We start from the raw sequence: 18,567 nt of genomic DNA, 5'->3' as shown, positions 1-18,567 counted from the left end.
GCGAACGCCATAGCGGCCATGGCCTTGCGTTGCCAAGCATCGCGGCCTAGCGGAGAGGGCTCCATGGCCGCTTCCGTTTCCGCTTCTCCCCCCAGCGACGACCGGCGTTTCGGTCTGTCGCGCCATGTCGTGCTGCCGGGGCCGCTGCGGCTCGACGGCGGCGGCCTCTTGTCGCCGGTCGAGATCGGCTATGAAACCTATGGCACGCTGAATGCCGAGGGGTCGAACGCGATCCTGATCTGCCATGCGCTGACCGGCGACCAGCATGTCGCTTCGCCCCATCCCCGCACCGGCAAGCCCGGCTGGTGGACGCGCCTGGTGGGCGAGGGCAAGCCGATCGACCCGGCGCGGCACTTCATCATCTGTTCCAACGTCATCGGCAGCTGCATGGGGTCGTCGGGCCCCGCGACGATCGACCCCTCCACCGCCGAGCCCTGGGGAATGCGTTTCCCGGTCCTCACCATCCGCGACATGGTGCGCGCGCAGGCCATGTTGCTCGACCATCTGGGCGTCGGACAGCTGAAGGCGGTGGTCGGCGGGTCGATGGGCGGGATGCAGGCGATCAGCTGGGCCGCGACCTGCCCCGACCGCGTCCGCGCCTGCGTCATGGTCGCCTCGACCGCCAGGCATTCGGCGCAGAATATCGCGTTCCACGAGGTCGGGCGCCAGGCGATCATGGCCGACCCGAAATGGCGCGGCGGCGCTTATTACGAGGCCAATGATCCCCCCGCGGCGGGCCTGGCGGTGGCGCGAATGGCGGCGCACATCACCTATCTGTCCGAGGCGGGGCTGACCGAGAAGTTCGGGCGGCGGCTCCAGGCGCGGCCCGACCGGCCCGACGGGGCCAAGAGCTTCGGCTTCGACGCCGATTTCCAGGTCGAAAGCTATTTGCGGCACCAGGGGCTGGCGTTCGTCGACCGGTTCGATGCCAATTCCTATCTCTACATCACCCGCGCGCTCGACTATTTCGATCTGGCCGAGGAGCATGGCGGGCTGCTCGCCAACGCTTTCCGGGGGACGAGGACGCGCTTCTGCATCGTCAGCTTCGACACCGACTGGCTCTATCCCACCGCCGAGTCGCGCGCCGTGGTCCAGGCGCTGAACGCGGCGGGCGCGGCGGCGAGCTTCGTCGAGCTGTCCAGCCCCTATGGCCATGACGCCTTCCTGCTCGAAGCGCCCGAGATGAACCGGGTGATCGACGGCTTCCTGCGGGCCGAGCCATGACCGACACGGCGTTGCGCCCCGATCTGGCGATCATCGCGAACCATGTCGCGCGCGGTGCGCGCGTGCTGGATGTCGGATGCGGCGACGGGCAGCTGATGGCGGCGCTGCGCGACCGGGCGGCGGTCGACGGGCGCGGGCTGGAGATCGATCCCGCCAATGTCGCCGCCGCCGTCGCGCGCGGGCTGGCGGTGGTGCAGGGCGACGCCGATATCGATCTGGCGGGCTATCCCGACAAGGGGTTCGACTATGCGATCCTCAGCCAGACGCTCCAGACCGCGCGCGCGCCCGACCAGGTGCTCGACCATCTGTTGCGGATCGGCAAGCGCGCCTTCGTCTCCTTTCCCAATTTCGCGCATTGGCGGGTGCGGCTGTCGCTGCTGTGGGGCGGGCGGATGCCGGTGACGGGGCTGTTGCCCGAACAATGGTATGACACCCCCAACATCCACCATGTGACGATCGACGATTTCCGCGCCTTCGTCCGCGAACGGCGGATCACCGTGGAGGGCAGCTGGTTCCTCTCGGGCGGCCGTCCGACCAGCGCGGCGGCGGCGAACTTCCGGGCCGAGCATGCCGTATTTCTGTTACGGCGCTGACGACAATATCGTATCCATTTCGGAACTTTATCTGGATCAAGGATGTTGTGCGGGAAAGTGACGGGATTTTGACATGAGCCGAACCGCGCTGATCGTGGAAGACGAGATATTCGTGGCTCTTGATCTGGAGCGCATCCTGACCGACGCCGGTTACCAGGTGGCTGGCATAGCGGCAGATAGCCGCACCGCCATGGAGACCGCACCCGGCTGCGCCTTCGCCTTTGTCGACGTGAATCTGCGCGACGGCGCGACCGGCCCCGAGATCGCGCGCCGGATCGCCGCCGATTACGGGGTGAAGGTCGTCTTCGTCACCGCCAACCCTTCGCAGATCGATGCCGGTGTCGAGGCGCTGGGCTATATCCGCAAGCCGTTCAGCGAACGCGCGATCCTGGCGGCGGCGGCCATGGCGACCGGCGGACAGGCCGAGGCGCGCGAGGAGGTCATTCCGCTGGGGATGGTCGGCTGACCAGGCCGGTCTGACGATCAGGGGGCTGCCGCGACCAGGGTCGGGCAGCCCTTTTGCCGTAAACGGCACGGCCCCGTCCCCTACGGACGGCGAAAGGAGGCCAGCGGCACCCGGATCGTGACGACCAGCCCGGTCGGGTTCCAGTCGCGTTCGACCTCGCCACCCAACTGGCGCACGGCCGACAGCTCGACCAACTGCGACCCGAAGCCCGCATGGACCGGCGCGGCCTCCAGCACCGGGCCGTCGCGCTCGATCCAGCAGAGCTGCACCATGTCGCCCTGCCGCTGGACCTGAAGGTCGACCATGCCCGCCATCACCGACAGCGCGCCATATTTGGCGGCGTTGGTCGCCAGTTCGTGGAACAGCAGCGCCAGCGGCGTTGCCGACCGGTCGTCGACCAGCACATCGTCGCCCGACACGCGGATGCGCGTCTCGCTCCGGCCGCGATAGGGCTCGAACAGATCGTCCAGCAGGCCGTGGAGCGAATCCTGCCGCGACCGGGGGCGCGACTGTTCGCTGTGCGGCCGGACGAAGTCGTGCGCGCGGCCCAGTGCCGTGATCCGGTCGCGCAGGTCGCTGGCGATGCCCGCAAAGCCCGGATGGCTGCGCGCGGCGAAACCGATCAGGCCGGAGATCACCGCGAAGATGTTCTTGATCCGGTGGCTGAGTTCCTGGCTGACGATCTCGCGTTCCTCGAGCGCCAGCTTCTGTTCGTGAATATCGGTGCAGGTGCCGAACCAGCGGGTGATCTGCCCCTGGGCGTCGCGGATCGGCAATGCGCGACCCAGCACCCAGCGATAGATGCCGTCCCGGTGCCGGAGCCGATATTCGATCTGATAGGGCTCGCCGGTGGCCAGGCTATGCTGCCACCGCGCCCGCGCCCGGTCCTGATCCTCGGGATGGAACACGCCGCTCCATGCCGCGCCATCGGTCGATCCGTCGGGCATGCCGGTGAAGTCGTACCAGCGGGCATTGTAATAATCGTGATAGCCGTCGGGCAGCGTCGACCACACCATTTGCGGCATGGTGTCGGCCAGGGTTCGGAAGCGCCGCTCGCTGTCGGCGATGCGTGCGTCCGATTCCTCGACCGTCTGGAGATGTTCGCGCTGTGCCCGGCGATCCTGCAACCGGCCCATCACGGCGGTCGCCAGGATTTCCAGCCCGCGCCGCTGGAAATCGGTCAGGCCCTGCGGACGCGGCTCGGGCGAGATGACGCAGATCGCGCCCAGCGGCACGCCTTCGTGCGACAGCAGCCGCGCACCGGCATAGAAACGGATATGGGGGGCGCCGACGACCAGCGAGAAACCGGCGAACCGCGCATCCTCGCGCGCGTCGGGGACCACCGTCACCGGATCGGCGGCCATCATCGCCTGGGCGCAAAAGGACGTGTCGCGGCCCGTTTGCGGCTGGTCGAAGCCGACCGCCGCCAGAAACTGCTGGTGGTCGGCTTCGACCAGGCTGACCAGCGCCACGGGGGTATCGCACAGCTCGGCGGCGAAGGCGGCCAGATCGTCCAGCCCGCCGCTTTCGCGATAGCCGGCAAGGTCATAGGCCCCGATCACTTCGGTGCGCTGCGTCTCCGTACAGGCCAGGGGATGGAGCATTCGGGTCTCGCCATCCTCCTGGGCCGTGAACGCGCTGGTCCTAAACTCCTGTTCGTCCATCCCTCGCACCGTGGCTCATGGACGCGACCGATCAGAACGGCACGTCGTCATCCAGATCGTCGGCAAAGCCGCCGCCCTGTCCGAACCCACCACGATTGCCGCCGTTCCCGCCGCCCTGATTGCCCGAGCCGCCGCCGCGCGAACCGCCGCCATAGCCGCCGCCCGACGAACCGCCGCCAAAGCCGCTCGACCCGCCACCGAAGTCGCCGCCGCCGAAATCGTCGCCACCGCCGAAGTCGCTGCCGCCCCGGCCGCCGCCGCCGCCCTGACCGCCGCCGGGGCCGTCGAGCATGGTCAGCACCGAGTTGAAGCCCTGCAGCGTCACCTCGGTCGAATAACGGTCGTTCCCCTGCTGGTCCTGCCACTTACGGGTGGTCAGCGCGCCTTCGATATAGACCTTGGAACCCTTGCGCAGGAAACGCTCGGCGACGTTGGCGAGACCTTCATTGAAGATCTTGACCGTGTGCCACTCGGTCTTTTCCTTGCGCTCGCCGCTGTTGCGGTCCTTCCACGATTCGGACGTGGCGATGCGCAGTTCGACCACCTTGCCGCCATTCTGGAAGGAGCGGCTCTCGGGATCGCGTCCCAGATTGCCGACGAGAATCACCTTGTTGACGCTGCCCGCCATGTATTCAGTCCCGTGCTTGGTTCAGAGGCCGACGAAAACGGCCAGCCAATATGTGATGCCTGCCATCACATAGGCGGTGATGAACAAGTACGCCACCATGAAGGCGGGCCACTTCCAGCCATTGGTTTCGCGTCGCGTCACCGCGATGGTCGAGATACACTGGGGCGCGAAGACGAACCACATCAGGAAGGCGAGCGCGGTGGGCAGCGACCAGTTGCGCTTCAGCTTCTCGGTCATCGCCTTCTGCCCGCCCTCATGCTCGGTATCGTCGATGGCATAGACGGTGCCGATGGCGGCCACCGCCACCTCGCGCGCCGCCATGGCGGGGACGAGGGCCAGCGCGATGTCGCGGTTGAAGCCGATCGGGCGGACCGCCACCTCGATGCCGTTGGCGATGCGGCCCGCGATCGAATAATCGACCGGCGAGATGCCCGACCCCTCGGGCGGCTTGGGGAAGGAGAGCAGCGCCCACAGGATCACGGTGGTCAGCGCGATGGTGGTGCCCGCCCGCTTCAGGAAGATCAGCGCACGGCTCCACAGCCCCAGCAGCACGTCGCGGATATGCGGCCACTGATATTTGGGCATCTCCATCATGAAGCCCGAGGAGGCGCCCTTGGTGACCGTGCGGCGCAGCAGCAGCGCGGCGACGAACGCGCCGACGATGCCCATCAGATACAGGCCCAGCAGCACCAGCCCCTGTAGCCCGACAAAGGGCAGCACCTGCCGGTCCGGGATGAACGCGCCGATAATGATGGTATAGACCGGCAGACGCGCCGAGCAGGTCATCAGCGGCGCGATCAGGATGGTGGTCAGCCGGTCCTTCTCGTCATCGATCGTCCGCGTCGCCATGATGCCCGGCACCGCACAGGCGAAGGAGGACAGCAGCGGGATGAAGGCACGGCCCGACAGCCCCACCTGCGCCATCAGCCGGTCCATCAGGAAGGCGGCGCGGACCATATAGCCGCTCGCCTCCAGCACCAGGATGAACAGGAACAGGATCAGGATCAGCGGCAGGAAGACGATGACCGCGCCGACACCGGCGATCAGGCCGTCGGTGATGAGGCTGCGGAACCACCCCTCGGGCAGCAATGCGCCGACCTGCGCCTCCAGCCAGACGAAGCCCTGCTCGATCCAACTGACCGGCGTCTCGGACCAGGCGAAGACCGCCTGGAACATGATGAAGAGCAGGCCGACCAGCAGGATCGGTCCGATAATGGGATGCAGCGCGACCGAGTCGAGTATGTTCGTCCAGCGGCGGACCGGCGTTTCCGCGACGGTCGCGGCCGCGGCGATCTGGCGCGCGCGGCGTTGCAGGGTGACGATGTCGTCGATCCGGTCGGGGGCGGCGACGGCGTGCGCGCGTTCCTGCGTTACCAGTCGGTCGATCTCGGCCTTCAGCGTATCGAGCCCACGGCGGCGCACCGCCACGGTCGGGATCACCGTCACGCCCAGCTCGCGCGCCAGTATGTCGGCATCCAGCGTCAGGCCATCGCGCTCGGCCAGATCGACCATGTTGAGCGCGACCACCACCGGCAGGCCCAGCGCGATCAACTGCAATGCGAAGCGCAGGTGATTGTCGAGATTGGCGGCATCGACCACCACGACCAGCGCATCGGGCCGCCGCTCGCCCGCCTGCGATCCCATCACGACGTTGCGCGTGACCTGTTCGTCCAGGCTGCCGGGGTCCAGGCTATAGGCGCCGGGCAGGTCGACCAGTTCGACCGGGCGGCCATCGTCCAGGACGAGGCGGCCCGAATGCCGCTCGACGGTGACGCCGGGATAATTGCCGACCTTTTGCCGCGCGCCGGTGAGCGCGTTGAACAAGGCGCTTTTGCCGGCATTGGGATTGCCGACGAGCGCGACCAGCGGTGCGGCGTTCATCAGATCAGGCGAACCTCAAAATTCAGGCGCCGGTCGCGACGCGGATCGAGGCGGCGACCCGGCGACGCAGCGCCACCGTCATCCGGCCGATCCGGCAGGCGATGGGACCACCACCCAGCGAGGCGCGGTGCAGCACCTCGACCCCCACGCCTTCGTCAAAGCCCAGTTCGCGCAGGCGGCGCGCCTCGGGCAGCGCCAGCTGGGTCCAGTCGATCGCGGCCACGGTCGCCGGTTGCCGCCGGGGAAGGGTTTCGAGACTGCTGAGCATCGCCATGGACGATACATAACCGCCATGCGATTGATTATCAATTACCCGTTGATGAAATGGGTGTTTGGTTGGGGGGCAGGCTTGAGGCGGGGGTCGGGGCGTGCACTTCGACTTCGCTCAGTGTGAACGGAGGTTTGGAAGCTTGGCACCCCTCCACCTCCGTTCGGCCTGAGCGAAGTCGAAGGCCAAGGGAACCCGTCAGCCCCAAACCCAAATCACACCGCCGGATAGCGCAGCCGCCCGATAAAGCGCGACAGGCTGGGCATATTCTCGCCCCGCTTGGCGACGCCCGCCTTCCATTTCTCGAACCGCATGATCCCCTCGATCCGGCGGGCCAGGAAGGCGCGGGTGTCGGCATGACCCTCGCTATCGTCGTTCAGGAACACCGCGATGGTCGATCCATAGACCGCGAACAGCGTCGCGCGCTTGGTATAGTGGTTATAGTCGGTGGCGGTGTCGCCCGCCTGCGCCCAGATGGCATCCACCGTCCGCCAGCCGAGTCGCGCCCCGCTCGCGGCGTTTTGCGGCATGGCGAGGATCGTCAGCGCGCGGCGCAGCGCCTCGCGATTCGGGGCGACCGCCGCCAGCCGCGCCTCGACCAGCGCGGTGATGCGCTGGCGGATCTTCATCGCGGCGGCCTGTTCGGCGGGGACGGCCTCGACCATCGCCAGGTCGATCCGGGCGAACCAGGCGTCGATCATCGCGACCGCGCCGTCCTTGAAGGCGAGTCGCGCGATGTCGCGGTCGATACCCGCCGCATCCGCCGCCATGTCGCGCGCCTCGTCGCCCCATCCGTCGAACGCGGCATTGGACGCGATGCCCTCCGCCAGAGCGACGCGCACCTCGTCGAGAGTCAGGTCCTGAACATCGGTCATGGCAGCCTCGGTCATATGCGTTTCCCGTCGTTCCTATCGTCCGGCCGGGCCACCGCCCTGGCCGATCCACGCCGCACCAATACCAGAGCGGCCGCCACCATCGCCACACCCGCCAGATCGGGCAGCGCCAGCGTCTCGCCATAGACGATCCAGCCGATCGCCGTCGCCACCATCGGCTGGACCAGCAGCGCCAGGCCGACGACCAGCGGGCTCAGCAGCCCCAGCGCATAGATCATCAACCCCTGGCCGATGATCTGGCTCCCCAGCGCCAGCAGGATCAGCGGGCTCCAATGATCGGGCCATACCCGCTCGCCCAGCAGGACCGCGAAGACGAACAGCGGCACGATGCTGGCCATGGTCGACCAGGCGAGCGCGGGCATCGGCGGCATCGCGACCCGCACCCGCGACATCAGGATGAAATAGACCGCATAGAGCACCCCCGCGAGCACGCACAGCAGATCGCCGACCAGATGGCGCGGGTCGACCTGATAGCTGCGCCCCATCAGCAATCCCGCCCCCGCCGCCGCCAGGATCAGCGCGATCCCCTGGCTCCGCGACGGCCAGGCGCGCGCGACCAGAAAGCCGTAGAGCGGGAAGATGAAGGTCGCCGAATTGCCGAACAGCGTGGCGTTGGCCATCGTCGTCTGGCGGATGCCGATATGCCAGGCGCCCAGATCGCCCGCAAAGGCGATGCCGCCGATCAGCAGCAGCCCCCAAAGCCCCGCCTGCGCCTTGCCCGGCATACGGGGGCGGGAAGGGCCGATCAGCGCGACCAGCGCCAGCACCGGCGCGGCCAGGGTGATGCGCCAGAAGGCGGAGGCGACCGGCCCGGTATCGGCCATCCGCACCAGCAGCGGGCCGAAGGCGAGCGCGACATTGGCCAGGATGACGGCGGCGAAGGCCAGCGGCGCGGGCGCATTGGTTCCGGACCGGTCCGACAGACGATCGCTTTCAGTCTGTTCACTTTTTCTTGCGGGGGCGGACACGGGCATGGGCTCCCTTAACGCCCTATCTGCGTTGCGTCAGGCCGGAAAGGCCGCAGAAGGATTGCATTTTGATGCCAACGCTGTTCGATCCCATCGATCTCGGGGCGATCCACGCCCCCAACCGTATCTTGATGGCACCGCTCACCCGCGCCCGTGCCACCCGCCAGGCGGTGCCGACGCCGATCATGGCGCAATATTACGCCCAGCGCGCGAGCGCGGGCCTGATTATCTCCGAAGCGACCGGTATCAGCCGCGAAGGCCTGGGCTGGCCCTATGCGCCGGGCCTGTGGACCGACGAGCAGGTCGCGGCCTGGAAGCCGGTGACCGAGGCGGTGCACAAGGCGGGCGGCCGGATCGTCGCGCAGCTCTGGCATATGGGCCGCCAGGTGCACAGCTCGGTGACGGGGATGCAGCCGGTCTCGTCCTCCGCGACCCGGACCGAGGGGCAGGCGCATACCTTCGAGGGCAAGCAGGATTTCGAGACCGCCCGGCCGCTCGAACTGTCCGAGATCCCGCGTCTGCTCGAGGATTATGAACATGCGACCCGCAACGCGCTGGCCGCCGGATTCGACGGGGTGCAGATCCATGCCGCCAACGGCTATCTGATCGACGAATTCCTGCGCGACGGTGCGAACCATCGCGAGGACGAATATGGCGGCAGTCCGGAGAACCGCATCCGCCTGCTCCGCGAGATCACCGAGCGGGTGATCGCGGTTGCTGGCAAGGAGCGCGTCGGCGTCCGCCTGTCGCCCAATGGCGACAGCCAGGGCGTGGACGACAGCGATCCGGCCTCAGTCTTCGTGCCCGCCGCGAAGATGCTATCGGACCTCGGCATCGCCTTTCTCGAACTGCGTGAGATCGGCCCGGACGGCACCTATGGCAGCACCGACGTGCCTAAGCTGTCGCCGAAGATCCGCGAGGTCTTTACCGGTCCGCTGATCCTCAACAGCGACTTCGACAGCCGGGAAAAGGCGCAAGCCGCGCTCGATTCGGGCGTGGCGGACGGGATCGCGTTCGGCCGCACCTTCCTGGCCAATCCCGACCTGCCCGAGAGGCTGCGCACCGATGCGCCGCTGAACGAGAGCGACATGAAGACCTGGTACAGTCAGGGGCCGGAGGGGTATATCGATTACCCCACGCTCGACGAGCAGGCCCGCGCGGCGTGAGTGATGGGGGGCGGGGTTTTTCCCGCCCCCGCAGCATCTCACCTGACCTATACTCCCTGCTCCGCTCAGCCTGAGCGAAGTCGAAGGCCAAGGGAGTCCGAAGCCGCGAGCCCAAAGCGTACGCTTCGACTTCGCTCAGCGCGAACGGAGGTGGGGGTTATTCGGTCGAATCCAGCCCGTCGAGAAAGGCGGTCACCTGATCGCGCACCGTCTCGCGGGTCTTGGGATTGAACAGCAGCAGCGGTGCTCCCCAGACGATGGGGATGGCGAATGCCAGCACCACCCAGATGACCACCAGCGCCACCAACCCGGCCCCGGCATAGCGCAGCTTCTGCATGGCACCCGAATCCAGGGTCAGCGTGCGCGGTCCCTTGGCGTCATAGAAGCTATCGGTCGCCCAGCTTCCCCCGCCATCGAAGCGCAACTTCTGCGGCAGCCGGAAGCGCGGTTTCCCTGCTATGGTGGCCGGACGTGGCGTTCCGGTTCTGCGCACCGGCGGCGGCTTGCCGCCTTGCGTGTCGATCACCTCCAGCCGCCGGCCCCGCTCGACGACGCGAAAGCGGGTGGGCGGCATGTCGGTCATGCGGTGGCTGTACCCCGCCGGGCGCGCCACTGGTCGGCGCTCTGGCCCCAGGCGTCCACCCGGAAACTCTCCAGCGGTGCGGGCAGGCGGACCGGTCCCTCATTCACCGCGCCCAGTCGCTGCGCCAGCCTGATCGAGCCCCTATTCTCCGGGTCGATGGTGTGGATCACATGGTCCCAGCCCAGCACGTCGACCGCATAGTCGATCGCCGCGACCGCCGCCTCATGGGCATAGCCGCGCCCGGCGAATTCCCGCGCCACGCCCCAGGCCACTTCGCGCCCCGGCCAGCCCTCGGGCTGCCATGGCCCGATCCGCCCGACCCAGCGGCCAGTGTCGCGCTCGATCACCGAGAACATCGCGAAGCCGCGCACGCTCCACGCGCCGACCATGGTGCACAGGCTTCGCCACGCCGCGCCGCGCGCCTGCACGCCGCCCAGGAAGCGCATCGTGTCCGCCTCGGCATGAAAGGCCGCCCAGGCCTCGAAATCCTCCGCCGAGGGGAGCCGCAGGGTCAGCCGCTCGGTCTGGAGGACGGGCGACGTCACCCGAACCGGCCCTTCAGCGCCAGCATGGCGAGCGCCGCCTTGGCCGCCTCGCCGCCCTTGTTCTTCTCGGTCGGCCTGGCGCGGGTCAGCGCCTGCGCCTCGTTCTCGGTGGTGATGATGCCGTTGCCGATGGGCAGCCCGTCCATGGTCAGCGCCATCAGGCCGCGCGCGCTCTCGTTCGACACGATCTCGAAATGATAGGTCTCGCCGCGGATCACCACGCCGATCGCGACGAAGGCGTCGTAGCGGCCCGTGTCCGCCGCCATCGCCACCGCGCCGGGAATCTCCAGCGCGCCGGGGACGGTGATCGTCTCATGGCTATGGCCCGCCTCCTCGATCGCGGCGCGCGTCCCCGACAGGAGCAGGTCGTTCAGATGCTCGTAGAAGCGCGCCTCGACGATCAACACATGCGCCATCAGGCGTCTCCCTCAAAATTTGCGATGCGACGTTCGCCGACGATCGACAGGCCATAGCCGTCGAGCCCGATCAGCGTGTGATGGGTGTTGGTCAGCAGCACCATGTCCTGCACGCCCATTTCGGCCAGGATCATCGCGCCGACGCCGTAATCGCGCAGTTCCTCCATGTCGATCTGCACCTCCTCGCCCGCCTTCAGCCGGACGGCGGTGGTGAAGGCGTCGGTGCGCGGGCGGTTGATGACGACGATCACGCCCGAGCCTTCCTCGGCGATCATCCGCATCGACTTGGCGAGCAAGGCGCCGCGCGATCCGGCTTCGCCGAACACATCGGCAAAGGGGGACAGCGCGTGCATCCGCACCAGCACGGGTTGGGCGGTGTCGAGCTTGCCCTTGACCAGCGCCACCTGCTCGGTGCCCGTCGCCTTGTTGCGATAGGCGCGCGCGGTCCAGGTGCCGCCCCATTCGCTCTCGAAGGTCGCTTCCGACTGCAATTCGACCAGATGGTCGTAGCGGCGGCGATAGGCGATCAGGTCGCGGATCGTGCCGATCTTCAGGTTATGGAGCTGCGCGAAGGAGACGAGGTCGTCCATCCGCGCCATCGTCCCGTCCTCGTTCATGATCTCGCAGATCACGCCCGAGGGGTTCAGCCCGGCGAGGCGCGCGACATCGACCGCCGCCTCGGTATGCCCGGCGCGCACCAGCACGCCGCCGTCGCGCGCGACCAGCGGGAAGACATGGCCCGGCGTCACCAGCGACTCGGGGCCTTGGCTGGCGTCGATCGCCACCGCGATGGTCCGCGCACGGTCGGCGGCGGAGATGCCGGTGGTGACGCCTTCCTTCGCCTCGATCGAGATGGTGAAGGCGGTTTCGTGCCGCGTCCCGTTCTTCGGGCTCATCAGCGGCAGGCCGAGCGTGTCGACCCGCTCGCGCGTCATCGCCAGGCAGATCAGCCCGCGCCCGTGCCGCGCCATGAAGTTGACCTTCTCGGGCGTCGCCATCTGCGCGGGGATGACCAGGTCACCTTCATTCTCGCGGTCCTCGTCATCGACCAGGATGAACATCCGGCCGTTGCGCGCCTCGTCGATGATCTCTTCGGGGCTGGAGAGGAACCCACGCCGCAGACCGGCCAAGGCGTCGGGATCAGCGGCCACGATAATGCTCCATGCGCTGCAGGTAACGGGCGAGCACGTCGATCTCGATATTGACGCGCTGGCCCTCGGCGATGCCGCCCAGGGTGGTGACGGCGGCGGTGTGCGGGATGATGTTCAGGCCGATGACCGTGCCGTCGGAGCCGTCCTCGACGCTGTTGACGGTCAGCGATACGCCGTCGACCGTCACCGATCCCTTGGTCGCCATGAAGGGGGCGAGGTCGGACGGAACGGTCACGAAGACGCGGTGCGATCCGCCTTCCTCCGCCACCGATACCACCGTGCCGACGCCGTCGACATGGCCGGTGACGATATGGCCGCCCAGCTCGTCGCCCAGCTTCATCGCGCGTTCCAGGTTCAGCCGCCGGCCGCGCGTCCACTGGTCGGCGGTGCGCCCGATCGTCTCGGCCGAGACGTCGACCGCGAACCAGTCGGGGCCCTTCTCGACCACGGTCAGGCAGACGCCCGAACAGGCGATCGACGCACCCAGGTCGATGGTGCCCGTATCATAGGCGGTGGCGATGACGACTCGCGTGTCGCCGCGCGCCTCGACGGCGGTGACGGAGCCGATGTCGGTGACGATCCCGGTAAACATATCAGTCGCGCTCGTAGACCTCCAACCGGTCGCTGCCAAGCATCCGCGAGTCGGCCATGCGCCAGCGGCCATGCGCATCGGCCAGCCGGGCCAGCCCGATCGCGCCGATCGCCGCGCGGCCCTCGCCGATCAGGATCGGTGCGCGGTACAGGAGCAGCCGGTCGACCAGATCGGCGGCGAGGAAAGCGGATGCGGTCTGCGCGCCCCCCTCGACCATCAGCCGGTCGACACCCGCCAGATCGGCGATGCCATGGGGCGAGGGGATGGTCTCCCAGCCCGGCGCGGGCGTGCGCGACAACAGGATGCGGCGCGGGCTGCGCGACTCCAGGCCGGGCAGGCGGACGTCGAGCCGGGGCGAATCGGCCTCCAGCGTGCCGCGCCCGACCAGGATCGCCTCGTGGCGGCTGCGCTCCAAATGGGTATGCGCACGCGCCTGCGGCCCGGTAATCCAGCGGCTCTCGCCATCGGGGCGGGCGATCCGGCCGTCGAGCGAGGTGGCGAGCTTGAGCGTGACGAAGGGGCGGCGTTTCGCGCGGCGGGTCAGGAAGCCCGCGATCATGCCCCGCGCCTCCGCCTCGCGCACGCCCGTCGTGACGGCGATCCCGGCGGCGCGGGCGCGGGCAAAGCCGATGCCGTCGGTGCGCGGATCGGGATCGCCCATCGCCGCCACGATCCGCGCGACTCCGGCGGCGATCAGCAGGTCGGTGCAGGCGGGACCACGGGTCGAGACATGCGCGCAGGGCTCCAGCGTGACATAGGCCGTCGCGCCCCGTGCGGCCTCGCCCGCCTGTGCCAGCGCCATCGCCTCGGCATGAGGGCGGCCGCCCGGCTGGGTCCAGCCGCGCCCGACGACCTGCCCGTCGCGAACCAGCACGCAGCCGACATTGGGATTGGGCGCGGTCCGTCCGACACCGCGATCCGCCAGTGCCAGCGCCGCCCCCATCCAGCGATGATCGGTCAGATGCCCCACTTGTTCAGCGCGTCGTCGACCTTCTTGAACTCGGCCTGGCGCTGATCCCTGGCGGCCTTTTCCTCGGCGATCCGCTGTTTCTTCTTCACATAGTCGATCTTCTGCTGCGCCTTGATCTGCACATCGGTGCGGTCGGCGGGCCATTGTTCGACATAAATGATGTCGGGCTTGTACGGCACCGGCACATAATCGTCGCGCGCAAAGGCATAGATGAAGAAGCCGGTGATACCGACCGCGATCATCAGGAAGACGAGTTCATAGGGATGCCGTTGCGACAGGAACAGGCGCAGGTCGCGAATGGCGCGGACGGGCGAGAAGCGGCCGAAGAACGACATGCGGGGCAAGATAGGCGTTGCAGGCCTGGGACGCCAGTGGGGACGGGTTGGTCTCGGTGAGACCCCTTGGCCCTCCCCCATCCCCTCCCGCCTGCGGGAGGGGCGTGCCAAGGACGGCGTTCGCGGATTGGCCGCACCGTCTGATCTTGCCGCTCCCCTCCCGCAGGCGGGAGGGGGGTGGGGGAGGGAAGGCCCGGGCCATGCCGCCTCGAACAGCACGAAAAAGGGCGGCCACCGCAGCGACCGCCCCCTTCCATTCCGCAAAGGAAACCGCAGCGTTTACGCGACGGTCTTCATCTTCTCGGCGGCGACCGCGAAGCGGTTGCTCAGCGGCTGGGCGATCTCGCCGGCCAGCTTGATCATGTGCTCGGTCGAGCGCGAGGTCTCGGCGACCAGCGAGTCGAAGGACGAGCGGGCGAAGTCCGACTGGAGCTTCATGAACTCGGTCGGCGACTTGACCGACGACAGCGTCTGCAGCGTCTGGGTCGCGGTCTCGAACGCGCGCTTGGCATAGTCGGCCGCGCCCTGGCCCAGCGTCTCGGCGCCCTTGGCGGCGATCTTCGACGATTCGACGACCGCTTCCAGATTGCCCTTGTTGAAGGCGACCATGTCCTCGAACAGCTTGGCGCTCTTCTCCACGGTGGCCTGGGTGCGGGCCTGGGCGTCGCCGAACATCGCCTGGGTCTTGGCAGTCGCGTTTTCGATGGTGCTCGTGGCGTCCATGATGATTTCCTTGGGCTTTGAGTCCGCCGAAACCGCGGCGGTCGGGGAAGAAACAGAAGCGGTCGGCGCGGCGTCGGGCGCGGGCTCCGCCGGGGCGGGCGCGGGCGCTTCGGCCGGAGCCTCGGGTGCGACCGCCGCGGGCGCCGGCTCGGGCGTCACTGGAACGGGCTTGGGCGCTTGGGCGACCGTCGGAGCCTTGGGCGCCCGAACCGCGACCTTGGGGGCGGCGGCCACCGGCTTGGCGGCGGGGGCGTCGACGGCGATGTCGGAGGGAAGGCCGGGCAGTGTCTTGGCCGCGACCGGCTTGGCCGTGCGACGCGGCTTTGCCGCCGCCTTGGCGGCGGGAACGGTCGGCTTGCTCTTATCCAACACCACTCTCCCGATTTGCTGCGCTGCACAATAATGGCTTCGGCCGAAGTTATCAACAGCCTTTGTGCAGTGCAGCAATCGATTTTAGCGCTGTCGGACGTAGCGTCCCGGTGCGTCGTCCAGCGCGGGCAGGGGGCCTTGGCCGGGTATGCGCGCGCCGGTGGCATCGATCGTCGCCGAGTCGCGCTCGCGCAGCCATCCGGCCCAATCCGGCCACCAGCTGCCCTTCGTCTCGCGGGCCCCCGCCATGAAGTCGGCGAGCGTCGCGGCGGGCTGGTCGTTGGTCCAATATTGATATTTGCCCGCCGCCGGCGGGTTGACCACGCCCGCGATATGCCCCGACCCGGCGAGCACGAAGCGCAAGGGGCCGGTAAAGGCGTCGGTGATCTTCCACACGCTTTCGGGCGGAGCGATATGGTCCTCGCGCCCCGCCTGGACATAAGCGGGGGTCGTGACCCGGCTCAGGTCGAGCGGCACCCCCGCCACCGCCATCGCGCCGGGCTTCACCAGCAGATTGTCGCGGTACAGGTCGGTCAGATAGCTGAGATGCCATTTGGCGGGCAGGTTGGTGACGTCGCCATTCCAGTGGAGCAGGTCGAACGGCACATAATCGCGCCCCAGCAGATAATTGTTGGTGACGTAGTTCCAGATCAGGTCGCGCCCGCGCAGCAGGTTGAACGTCATCGCCAGATAGCGCCCGTCCAGATACCCCTCGGGCGACAGCGTGCCGATCAGCTTCAGCTGCTCGTCATCGACGAAGTGGAGCAGCTCGCCCGCCTTCGAGAAATCGACCTGCGCGGTGAAGAAGGTGGCGCTGGCGACCTTCTCCGCCTGCCCCTGCGCGGCGAGCCAGGCGAGCGTCGCGGCCAGCGTCGTGCCCGCCACGCAATAGCCGACCGTGTGGACCGACTCGACCGACAGCAGGTCGCGCACCGTGTCGACCGCCTCGACCTGCGCGGTGACGTAATCGTCCCAGATCACGTCCTTCATCGTCGCGTCGGCCGATTTCCACGACACCATGAAGACGCTGAAACCCTGGTCGACCAGCCATTTGATCAGGCTTTTCTCGGGCGCGAGGTCGAGGATGTAGAAGCGGTTGATCCAGGGGGGGAAGATCAGGATCGGCACCGCCGCCACCCGGTCGGTGGTCGGGGTATAGTGGATCAGTTCGTACAGGTCGGTCCGCTTCACCACCTTGCCCGGCGTCGCGGCGAGGTTGCGCCCGACCTCGAACGCACGCGCGTCGCTATGGGTCAGCTGGCCGCGCCCCAGATCGGCGAGCATGTTCTGCAGGCCCTTCAGCAGATTCTCGCCGCGCGTCTCGACGATCTTGTCCAGCACCTCCGGATTGGTCGCCGGAAAGTTGGTCGGGCTCATCGCGTCGATGAACCCTTGCGCGGCGAAGCGGATCTGCTCCTTCTGCTTCGGCTCGACGCCCTCGATCGCATCGACGCCGCGCAGCATATGGTCGGAGATGACCTGATAGCTTTGCCGGATCCAGTCGAAGAGCGGCGACTGCCACTGCTCGGCCTTGAACCGGCGGTCGGGCCTGGGGGCGGTACTCGGCTCGGCGGCGGGGTCGACGAATCGCTGCCACAGCTTCATCGAATCGGACCAGAAGTCGCGCACCCGGTCGATCGTCGCGGGGTCGTTGAAGCCGGGCACCACCGGCACCCCCTGCGGCGGCGGTGACAGCGCGGCCTCCATCATCATCTGCTGCGCGCGGCCCATCACCCAGGTCCAGTGTTGCAACTCTTCCAATGTGGGCAGGGTAGGGGCTGTCGCGGGGCGGGCCGTCATCGCATCCTCTTGTTCGTCATGCGCCCTATTGGCGTCAGGATATTGCGCCATCATGTCGGGTCGCGTCGGGAAACGAAAGACGCTAAGGTCCGGGTCCCAAATCGTTACACAGAGGGACCCATGTCCGAAGAGTTCTACCGCATCAAGCGCCTGCCGCCCTATGTCATCGCCGAAGTCAACGCGATGCGGGCCGCGGCGCGCGCGGGCGGTGAGGACATTATCGACCTGGGCATGGGCAATCCCGACCTGCCGCCGCCCGACCATGTCCTCGACAAGCTGGTCGAGGTCGCCAAGAAGCCCGACGCGCACGGCTATTCCCAGTCCAAGGGGATTCCGGGCCTGCGCCGTGCCCAGGCGAATTATTATGGCCGTCGATTCGGCGTCGATCTCGACCCCGAGACCGAGGTGGTCGTGACCATGGGCTCGAAGGAGGGCCTCGCGTCGCTGGCGACCGCGATCACCGCGCCGGGCGACGTGATCCTGGCGCCCAACCCCTCCTATCCGATCCACACCTTCGGCTTCATCATCGCGGGCGCGACGATCCGCGCGGTGCCGACCACGCCCGACGAAGCCTATTTCGAGAGCCTCGAGCGCGCGATGCACTTTACCGTGCCGCGTCCCTCGGTGCTGGTGGTCAACTACCCGTCCAACCCGACCGCCGAGACGGTCGACCTGGCCTTTTACGAGCGCCTCGTGGCGTTCGCGAAGAAGCACGAGCTGTGGGTGCTGAGCGACCTGGCCTATTCGGAGCTTTACTATGACGGGAATCCGACGCCGTCGATCCTGCAGGTCAAGGGCGGCAAGGACGTGGCGGTCGAGTTCACCTCGCTGTCCAAGACCTATTCGATGGCGGGCTGGCGAATCGGTTTCGCGGTCGGCAACCGCAAGCTGATCGCGGCGATGACGCGGGTGAAGTCCTATCTCGACTACGGCGCCTTCACGCCGATCCAGGCGGCGGCGTGTGCCGCGCTAAACGGGCCGCAGGACATCGTCGAGAAGAACCGCCAGCTCTATCACAAGCGCCGCGACGTGATGGTCGAGAGCTTCGGCCGTGCGGGGTGGGACATTCCTTCTCCCCGCGCCTCGATGTTCGCCTGGGCCCCGCTGCCCCCGGCACTCGCGCATCTGGGCAGCCTGGAATTTTCCAAGCAGCTGCTGACCGAGGCCAAGGTCGCGGTCGCACCGGGCGTCGGTTATGGCGAGAATGGCGAGGGCTTCGTGCGCATCGCCATGGTCGAGAACGAGCAGCGGCTTCGCCAGGCGGCGCGCAACATCAAGCGCTATCTGCAATCCATGGGCGTCAACACGCCGGGTTCGGCCAAGGCGGTGTGA

20 protein-coding genes are annotated in these 18,567 nt (G+C 67.8%); 5 read left to right on the top strand and 15 right to left on the bottom strand.

Annotated features, from left to right (window positions below; genetic code table 11):
• Positions 1 to 63 precede the first annotated feature (63 nt).
• From ACFX59_RS11190 to ACFX59_RS11180, 3 genes are all read left to right on the top strand, one after another.
• Positions 64 to 1,224, top strand: a complete 1,161-nt coding sequence (locus ACFX59_RS11190; protein WP_307101615.1) for a homoserine O-acetyltransferase — start codon at positions 64 to 66, stop codon at positions 1,222 to 1,224.
• A complete protein-coding gene (gene metW, locus ACFX59_RS11185; protein ID WP_387432333.1) occupies positions 1,221 to 1,817 on the top strand; it encodes a methionine biosynthesis protein MetW in 597 nt (198 codons plus the stop codon). Before ACFX59_RS11190 ends, metW begins: the two co-directional genes overlap by 4 nt.
• 73 nt (positions 1,818 to 1,890) lie before the next feature.
• Positions 1,891 to 2,283, top strand: a complete 393-nt coding sequence (locus tag ACFX59_RS11180; RefSeq protein ID WP_309691094.1) for a response regulator — start codon at positions 1,891 to 1,893, stop codon at positions 2,281 to 2,283.
• Positions 2,284 to 2,363: 80 nt separating this feature from the next.
• Here ACFX59_RS11180 and ACFX59_RS11175 read toward each other — a convergent pair whose 3' ends face one another.
• From ACFX59_RS11175 to ACFX59_RS11150, 6 genes are all read right to left on the bottom strand, one after another.
• Positions 2,364 to 3,887: a sensor histidine kinase gene (locus ACFX59_RS11175; RefSeq protein ID WP_387432332.1), complete on the bottom strand. Its 1,524-nt coding sequence runs from the start codon at positions 3,885 to 3,887 to the stop codon at positions 2,364 to 2,366.
• Between the two features lie 91 nt (positions 3,888 to 3,978).
• On the bottom strand, positions 3,979 to 4,575 hold the full coding sequence (gene ssb / locus ACFX59_RS11170) for a single-stranded DNA-binding protein (RefSeq protein WP_387432330.1): 597 nt from the start codon (positions 4,573 to 4,575) through the stop codon (positions 3,979 to 3,981).
• 21 nt (positions 4,576 to 4,596) lie between these two features.
• Complete coding sequence (locus tag ACFX59_RS11165; protein WP_387432329.1) at positions 4,597 to 6,456, bottom strand: ferrous iron transporter B; 1,860 nt, start codon at positions 6,454 to 6,456, stop codon at positions 4,597 to 4,599.
• A 22-nt stretch (positions 6,457 to 6,478) separates the two neighbouring features.
• Complete coding sequence (locus ACFX59_RS11160) at positions 6,479 to 6,730, bottom strand: ferrous iron transport protein A (protein WP_373424655.1); 252 nt, start codon at positions 6,728 to 6,730, stop codon at positions 6,479 to 6,481.
• Between the two features lie 209 nt (positions 6,731 to 6,939).
• Entirely contained in the window at positions 6,940 to 7,614 is a 675-nt protein-coding gene (locus ACFX59_RS11155; protein WP_387432327.1) for a COQ9 family protein, read from the bottom strand.
• Positions 7,611 to 8,591, bottom strand: coding sequence for a DMT family transporter (locus ACFX59_RS11150; protein ID WP_387432326.1), 981 nt, complete (start codon positions 8,589 to 8,591; stop codon positions 7,611 to 7,613). The genes ACFX59_RS11155 and ACFX59_RS11150 overlap by 4 nt, the downstream gene beginning before the upstream one ends.
• 65 nt (positions 8,592 to 8,656) lie before the next feature.
• Here ACFX59_RS11150 and ACFX59_RS11145 point away from each other — a divergent pair, with 65 nt between their 5' ends.
• On the top strand, positions 8,657 to 9,751 hold the full coding sequence (locus tag ACFX59_RS11145; RefSeq protein ID WP_387432325.1) for an alkene reductase: 1,095 nt from the start codon (positions 8,657 to 8,659) through the stop codon (positions 9,749 to 9,751).
• Positions 9,752 to 9,908: 157 nt separating this feature from the next.
• Here ACFX59_RS11145 and ACFX59_RS11140 read toward each other — a convergent pair whose 3' ends face one another.
• The 9 genes from ACFX59_RS11140 to ACFX59_RS11100 form a co-directional block, all read right to left on the bottom strand.
• Positions 9,909 to 10,334 (bottom strand): hypothetical protein, encoded by a 426-nt coding sequence (locus ACFX59_RS11140; RefSeq protein WP_387432324.1) that lies wholly within the window; start codon positions 10,332 to 10,334, stop codon positions 9,909 to 9,911.
• The gene (locus ACFX59_RS11135; RefSeq protein ID WP_387432322.1) at positions 10,331 to 10,879 is read right to left on the bottom strand and encodes a GNAT family N-acetyltransferase; all 549 of its coding nucleotides are present in this window, start codon (positions 10,877 to 10,879) and stop codon (positions 10,331 to 10,333) included. The genes ACFX59_RS11140 and ACFX59_RS11135 overlap by 4 nt, the downstream gene beginning before the upstream one ends.
• Positions 10,876 to 11,295 carry a 6,7-dimethyl-8-ribityllumazine synthase gene (gene ribH, locus ACFX59_RS11130; protein ID WP_387432321.1) on the bottom strand — a complete coding sequence of 140 codons (420 nt, stop codon included), beginning with the start codon at positions 11,293 to 11,295 and terminating at the stop codon, positions 10,876 to 10,878. The genes ACFX59_RS11135 and ribH overlap by 4 nt, the downstream gene beginning before the upstream one ends.
• Entirely contained in the window at positions 11,295 to 12,446 is a 1,152-nt protein-coding gene (ribB, locus tag ACFX59_RS11125) for a 3,4-dihydroxy-2-butanone-4-phosphate synthase (RefSeq protein ID WP_309691063.1), read from the bottom strand. Before ribB ends, ribH begins: the two co-directional genes overlap by 1 nt.
• Positions 12,436 to 13,038: a riboflavin synthase gene (locus ACFX59_RS11120; protein WP_387432318.1), complete on the bottom strand. Its 603-nt coding sequence runs from the start codon at positions 13,036 to 13,038 to the stop codon at positions 12,436 to 12,438. The genes ribB and ACFX59_RS11120 overlap by 11 nt, the downstream gene beginning before the upstream one ends.
• Position 13,039: 1 nt before the next feature.
• Positions 13,040 to 13,981 (bottom strand): bifunctional diaminohydroxyphosphoribosylaminopyrimidine deaminase/5-amino-6-(5-phosphoribosylamino)uracil reductase RibD, encoded by a 942-nt coding sequence (gene ribD / locus ACFX59_RS11115; RefSeq protein WP_387432396.1) that lies wholly within the window; start codon positions 13,979 to 13,981, stop codon positions 13,040 to 13,042.
• 14 nt (positions 13,982 to 13,995) lie between these two features.
• Complete coding sequence (locus ACFX59_RS11110) at positions 13,996 to 14,343, bottom strand: hypothetical protein (protein WP_307101588.1); 348 nt, start codon at positions 14,341 to 14,343, stop codon at positions 13,996 to 13,998.
• A gap of 279 nt (positions 14,344 to 14,622) precedes the next feature.
• On the bottom strand, positions 14,623 to 15,438 hold the full coding sequence (locus ACFX59_RS11105) for a phasin family protein (protein WP_387432317.1): 816 nt from the start codon (positions 15,436 to 15,438) through the stop codon (positions 14,623 to 14,625).
• Between the two features lie 81 nt (positions 15,439 to 15,519).
• Positions 15,520 to 17,235, bottom strand: coding sequence for a PHA/PHB synthase family protein (locus tag ACFX59_RS11100; protein ID WP_387432315.1), 1,716 nt, complete (start codon positions 17,233 to 17,235; stop codon positions 15,520 to 15,522).
• Positions 17,236 to 17,355: 120 nt separating this feature from the next.
• Here ACFX59_RS11100 and ACFX59_RS11095 point away from each other — a divergent pair, with 120 nt between their 5' ends.
• A complete protein-coding gene (locus ACFX59_RS11095; RefSeq protein WP_307101582.1) occupies positions 17,356 to 18,567 on the top strand; it encodes an LL-diaminopimelate aminotransferase in 1,212 nt (403 codons plus the stop codon).

Origin of the sequence: Sphingomonas sp. NCPPB 2930 (assembly GCF_042867205.1) — a bacterium.
GTDB lineage: Bacteria > Pseudomonadota > Alphaproteobacteria > Sphingomonadales > Sphingomonadaceae > Sphingomonas.
The sequence above is the reverse complement of the archived record's forward strand: the minus strand, read 5'-3'. Positions and strand labels throughout refer to the sequence as shown.

Excerpts from the sequence above, each read along its gene's own strand:
- ACFX59_RS11175 (WP_387432332.1), bottom strand. The coding sequence starts at position 3,887 with ATGCTCCATCCCCTGGCCTGTACGGAGACGCAGCGCACCGAAGTGATC.
- ACFX59_RS11100 (WP_387432315.1), bottom strand. The coding sequence starts at position 17,235 with ATGACGGCCCGCCCCGCGACAGCCCCTACCCTGCCCACATTGGAAGAG.
- ACFX59_RS11160 (WP_373424655.1), bottom strand. The coding sequence starts at position 6,730 with ATGGCGATGCTCAGCAGTCTCGAAACCCTTCCCCGGCGGCAACCGGCG.
- ACFX59_RS11110 (WP_307101588.1), bottom strand. The coding sequence starts at position 14,343 with ATGTCGTTCTTCGGCCGCTTCTCGCCCGTCCGCGCCATTCGCGACCTG.
- ACFX59_RS11190 (WP_307101615.1), top strand. The coding sequence starts at position 64 with ATGGCCGCTTCCGTTTCCGCTTCTCCCCCCAGCGACGACCGGCGTTTC.
- ACFX59_RS11165 (WP_387432329.1), bottom strand. The coding sequence starts at position 6,456 with ATGAACGCCGCACCGCTGGTCGCGCTCGTCGGCAATCCCAATGCCGGC.
- ACFX59_RS11150 (WP_387432326.1), bottom strand. The coding sequence starts at position 8,591 with ATGCCCGTGTCCGCCCCCGCAAGAAAAAGTGAACAGACTGAAAGCGAT.
- ssb (WP_387432330.1), bottom strand. The coding sequence starts at position 4,575 with ATGGCGGGCAGCGTCAACAAGGTGATTCTCGTCGGCAATCTGGGACGC.
- ACFX59_RS11120 (WP_387432318.1), bottom strand. The coding sequence starts at position 13,038 with ATGTTTACCGGGATCGTCACCGACATCGGCTCCGTCACCGCCGTCGAG.
- ACFX59_RS11145 (WP_387432325.1), top strand. The coding sequence starts at position 8,657 with ATGCCAACGCTGTTCGATCCCATCGATCTCGGGGCGATCCACGCCCCC.
- ACFX59_RS11180 (WP_309691094.1), top strand. The coding sequence starts at position 1,891 with ATGAGCCGAACCGCGCTGATCGTGGAAGACGAGATATTCGTGGCTCTT.
- ACFX59_RS11155 (WP_387432327.1), bottom strand. The coding sequence starts at position 7,614 with ATGACCGAGGCTGCCATGACCGATGTTCAGGACCTGACTCTCGACGAG.
- ribD (WP_387432396.1), bottom strand. The coding sequence starts at position 13,981 with ATGGGGGCGGCGCTGGCACTGGCGGATCGCGGTGTCGGACGGACCGCG.
- ACFX59_RS11095 (WP_307101582.1), top strand. The coding sequence starts at position 17,356 with ATGTCCGAAGAGTTCTACCGCATCAAGCGCCTGCCGCCCTATGTCATC.
- metW (WP_387432333.1), top strand. The coding sequence starts at position 1,221 with ATGACCGACACGGCGTTGCGCCCCGATCTGGCGATCATCGCGAACCAT.
- ACFX59_RS11140 (WP_387432324.1), bottom strand. The coding sequence starts at position 10,334 with ATGACCGACATGCCGCCCACCCGCTTTCGCGTCGTCGAGCGGGGCCGG.
- ribH (WP_387432321.1), bottom strand. The coding sequence starts at position 11,295 with ATGGCGCATGTGTTGATCGTCGAGGCGCGCTTCTACGAGCATCTGAAC.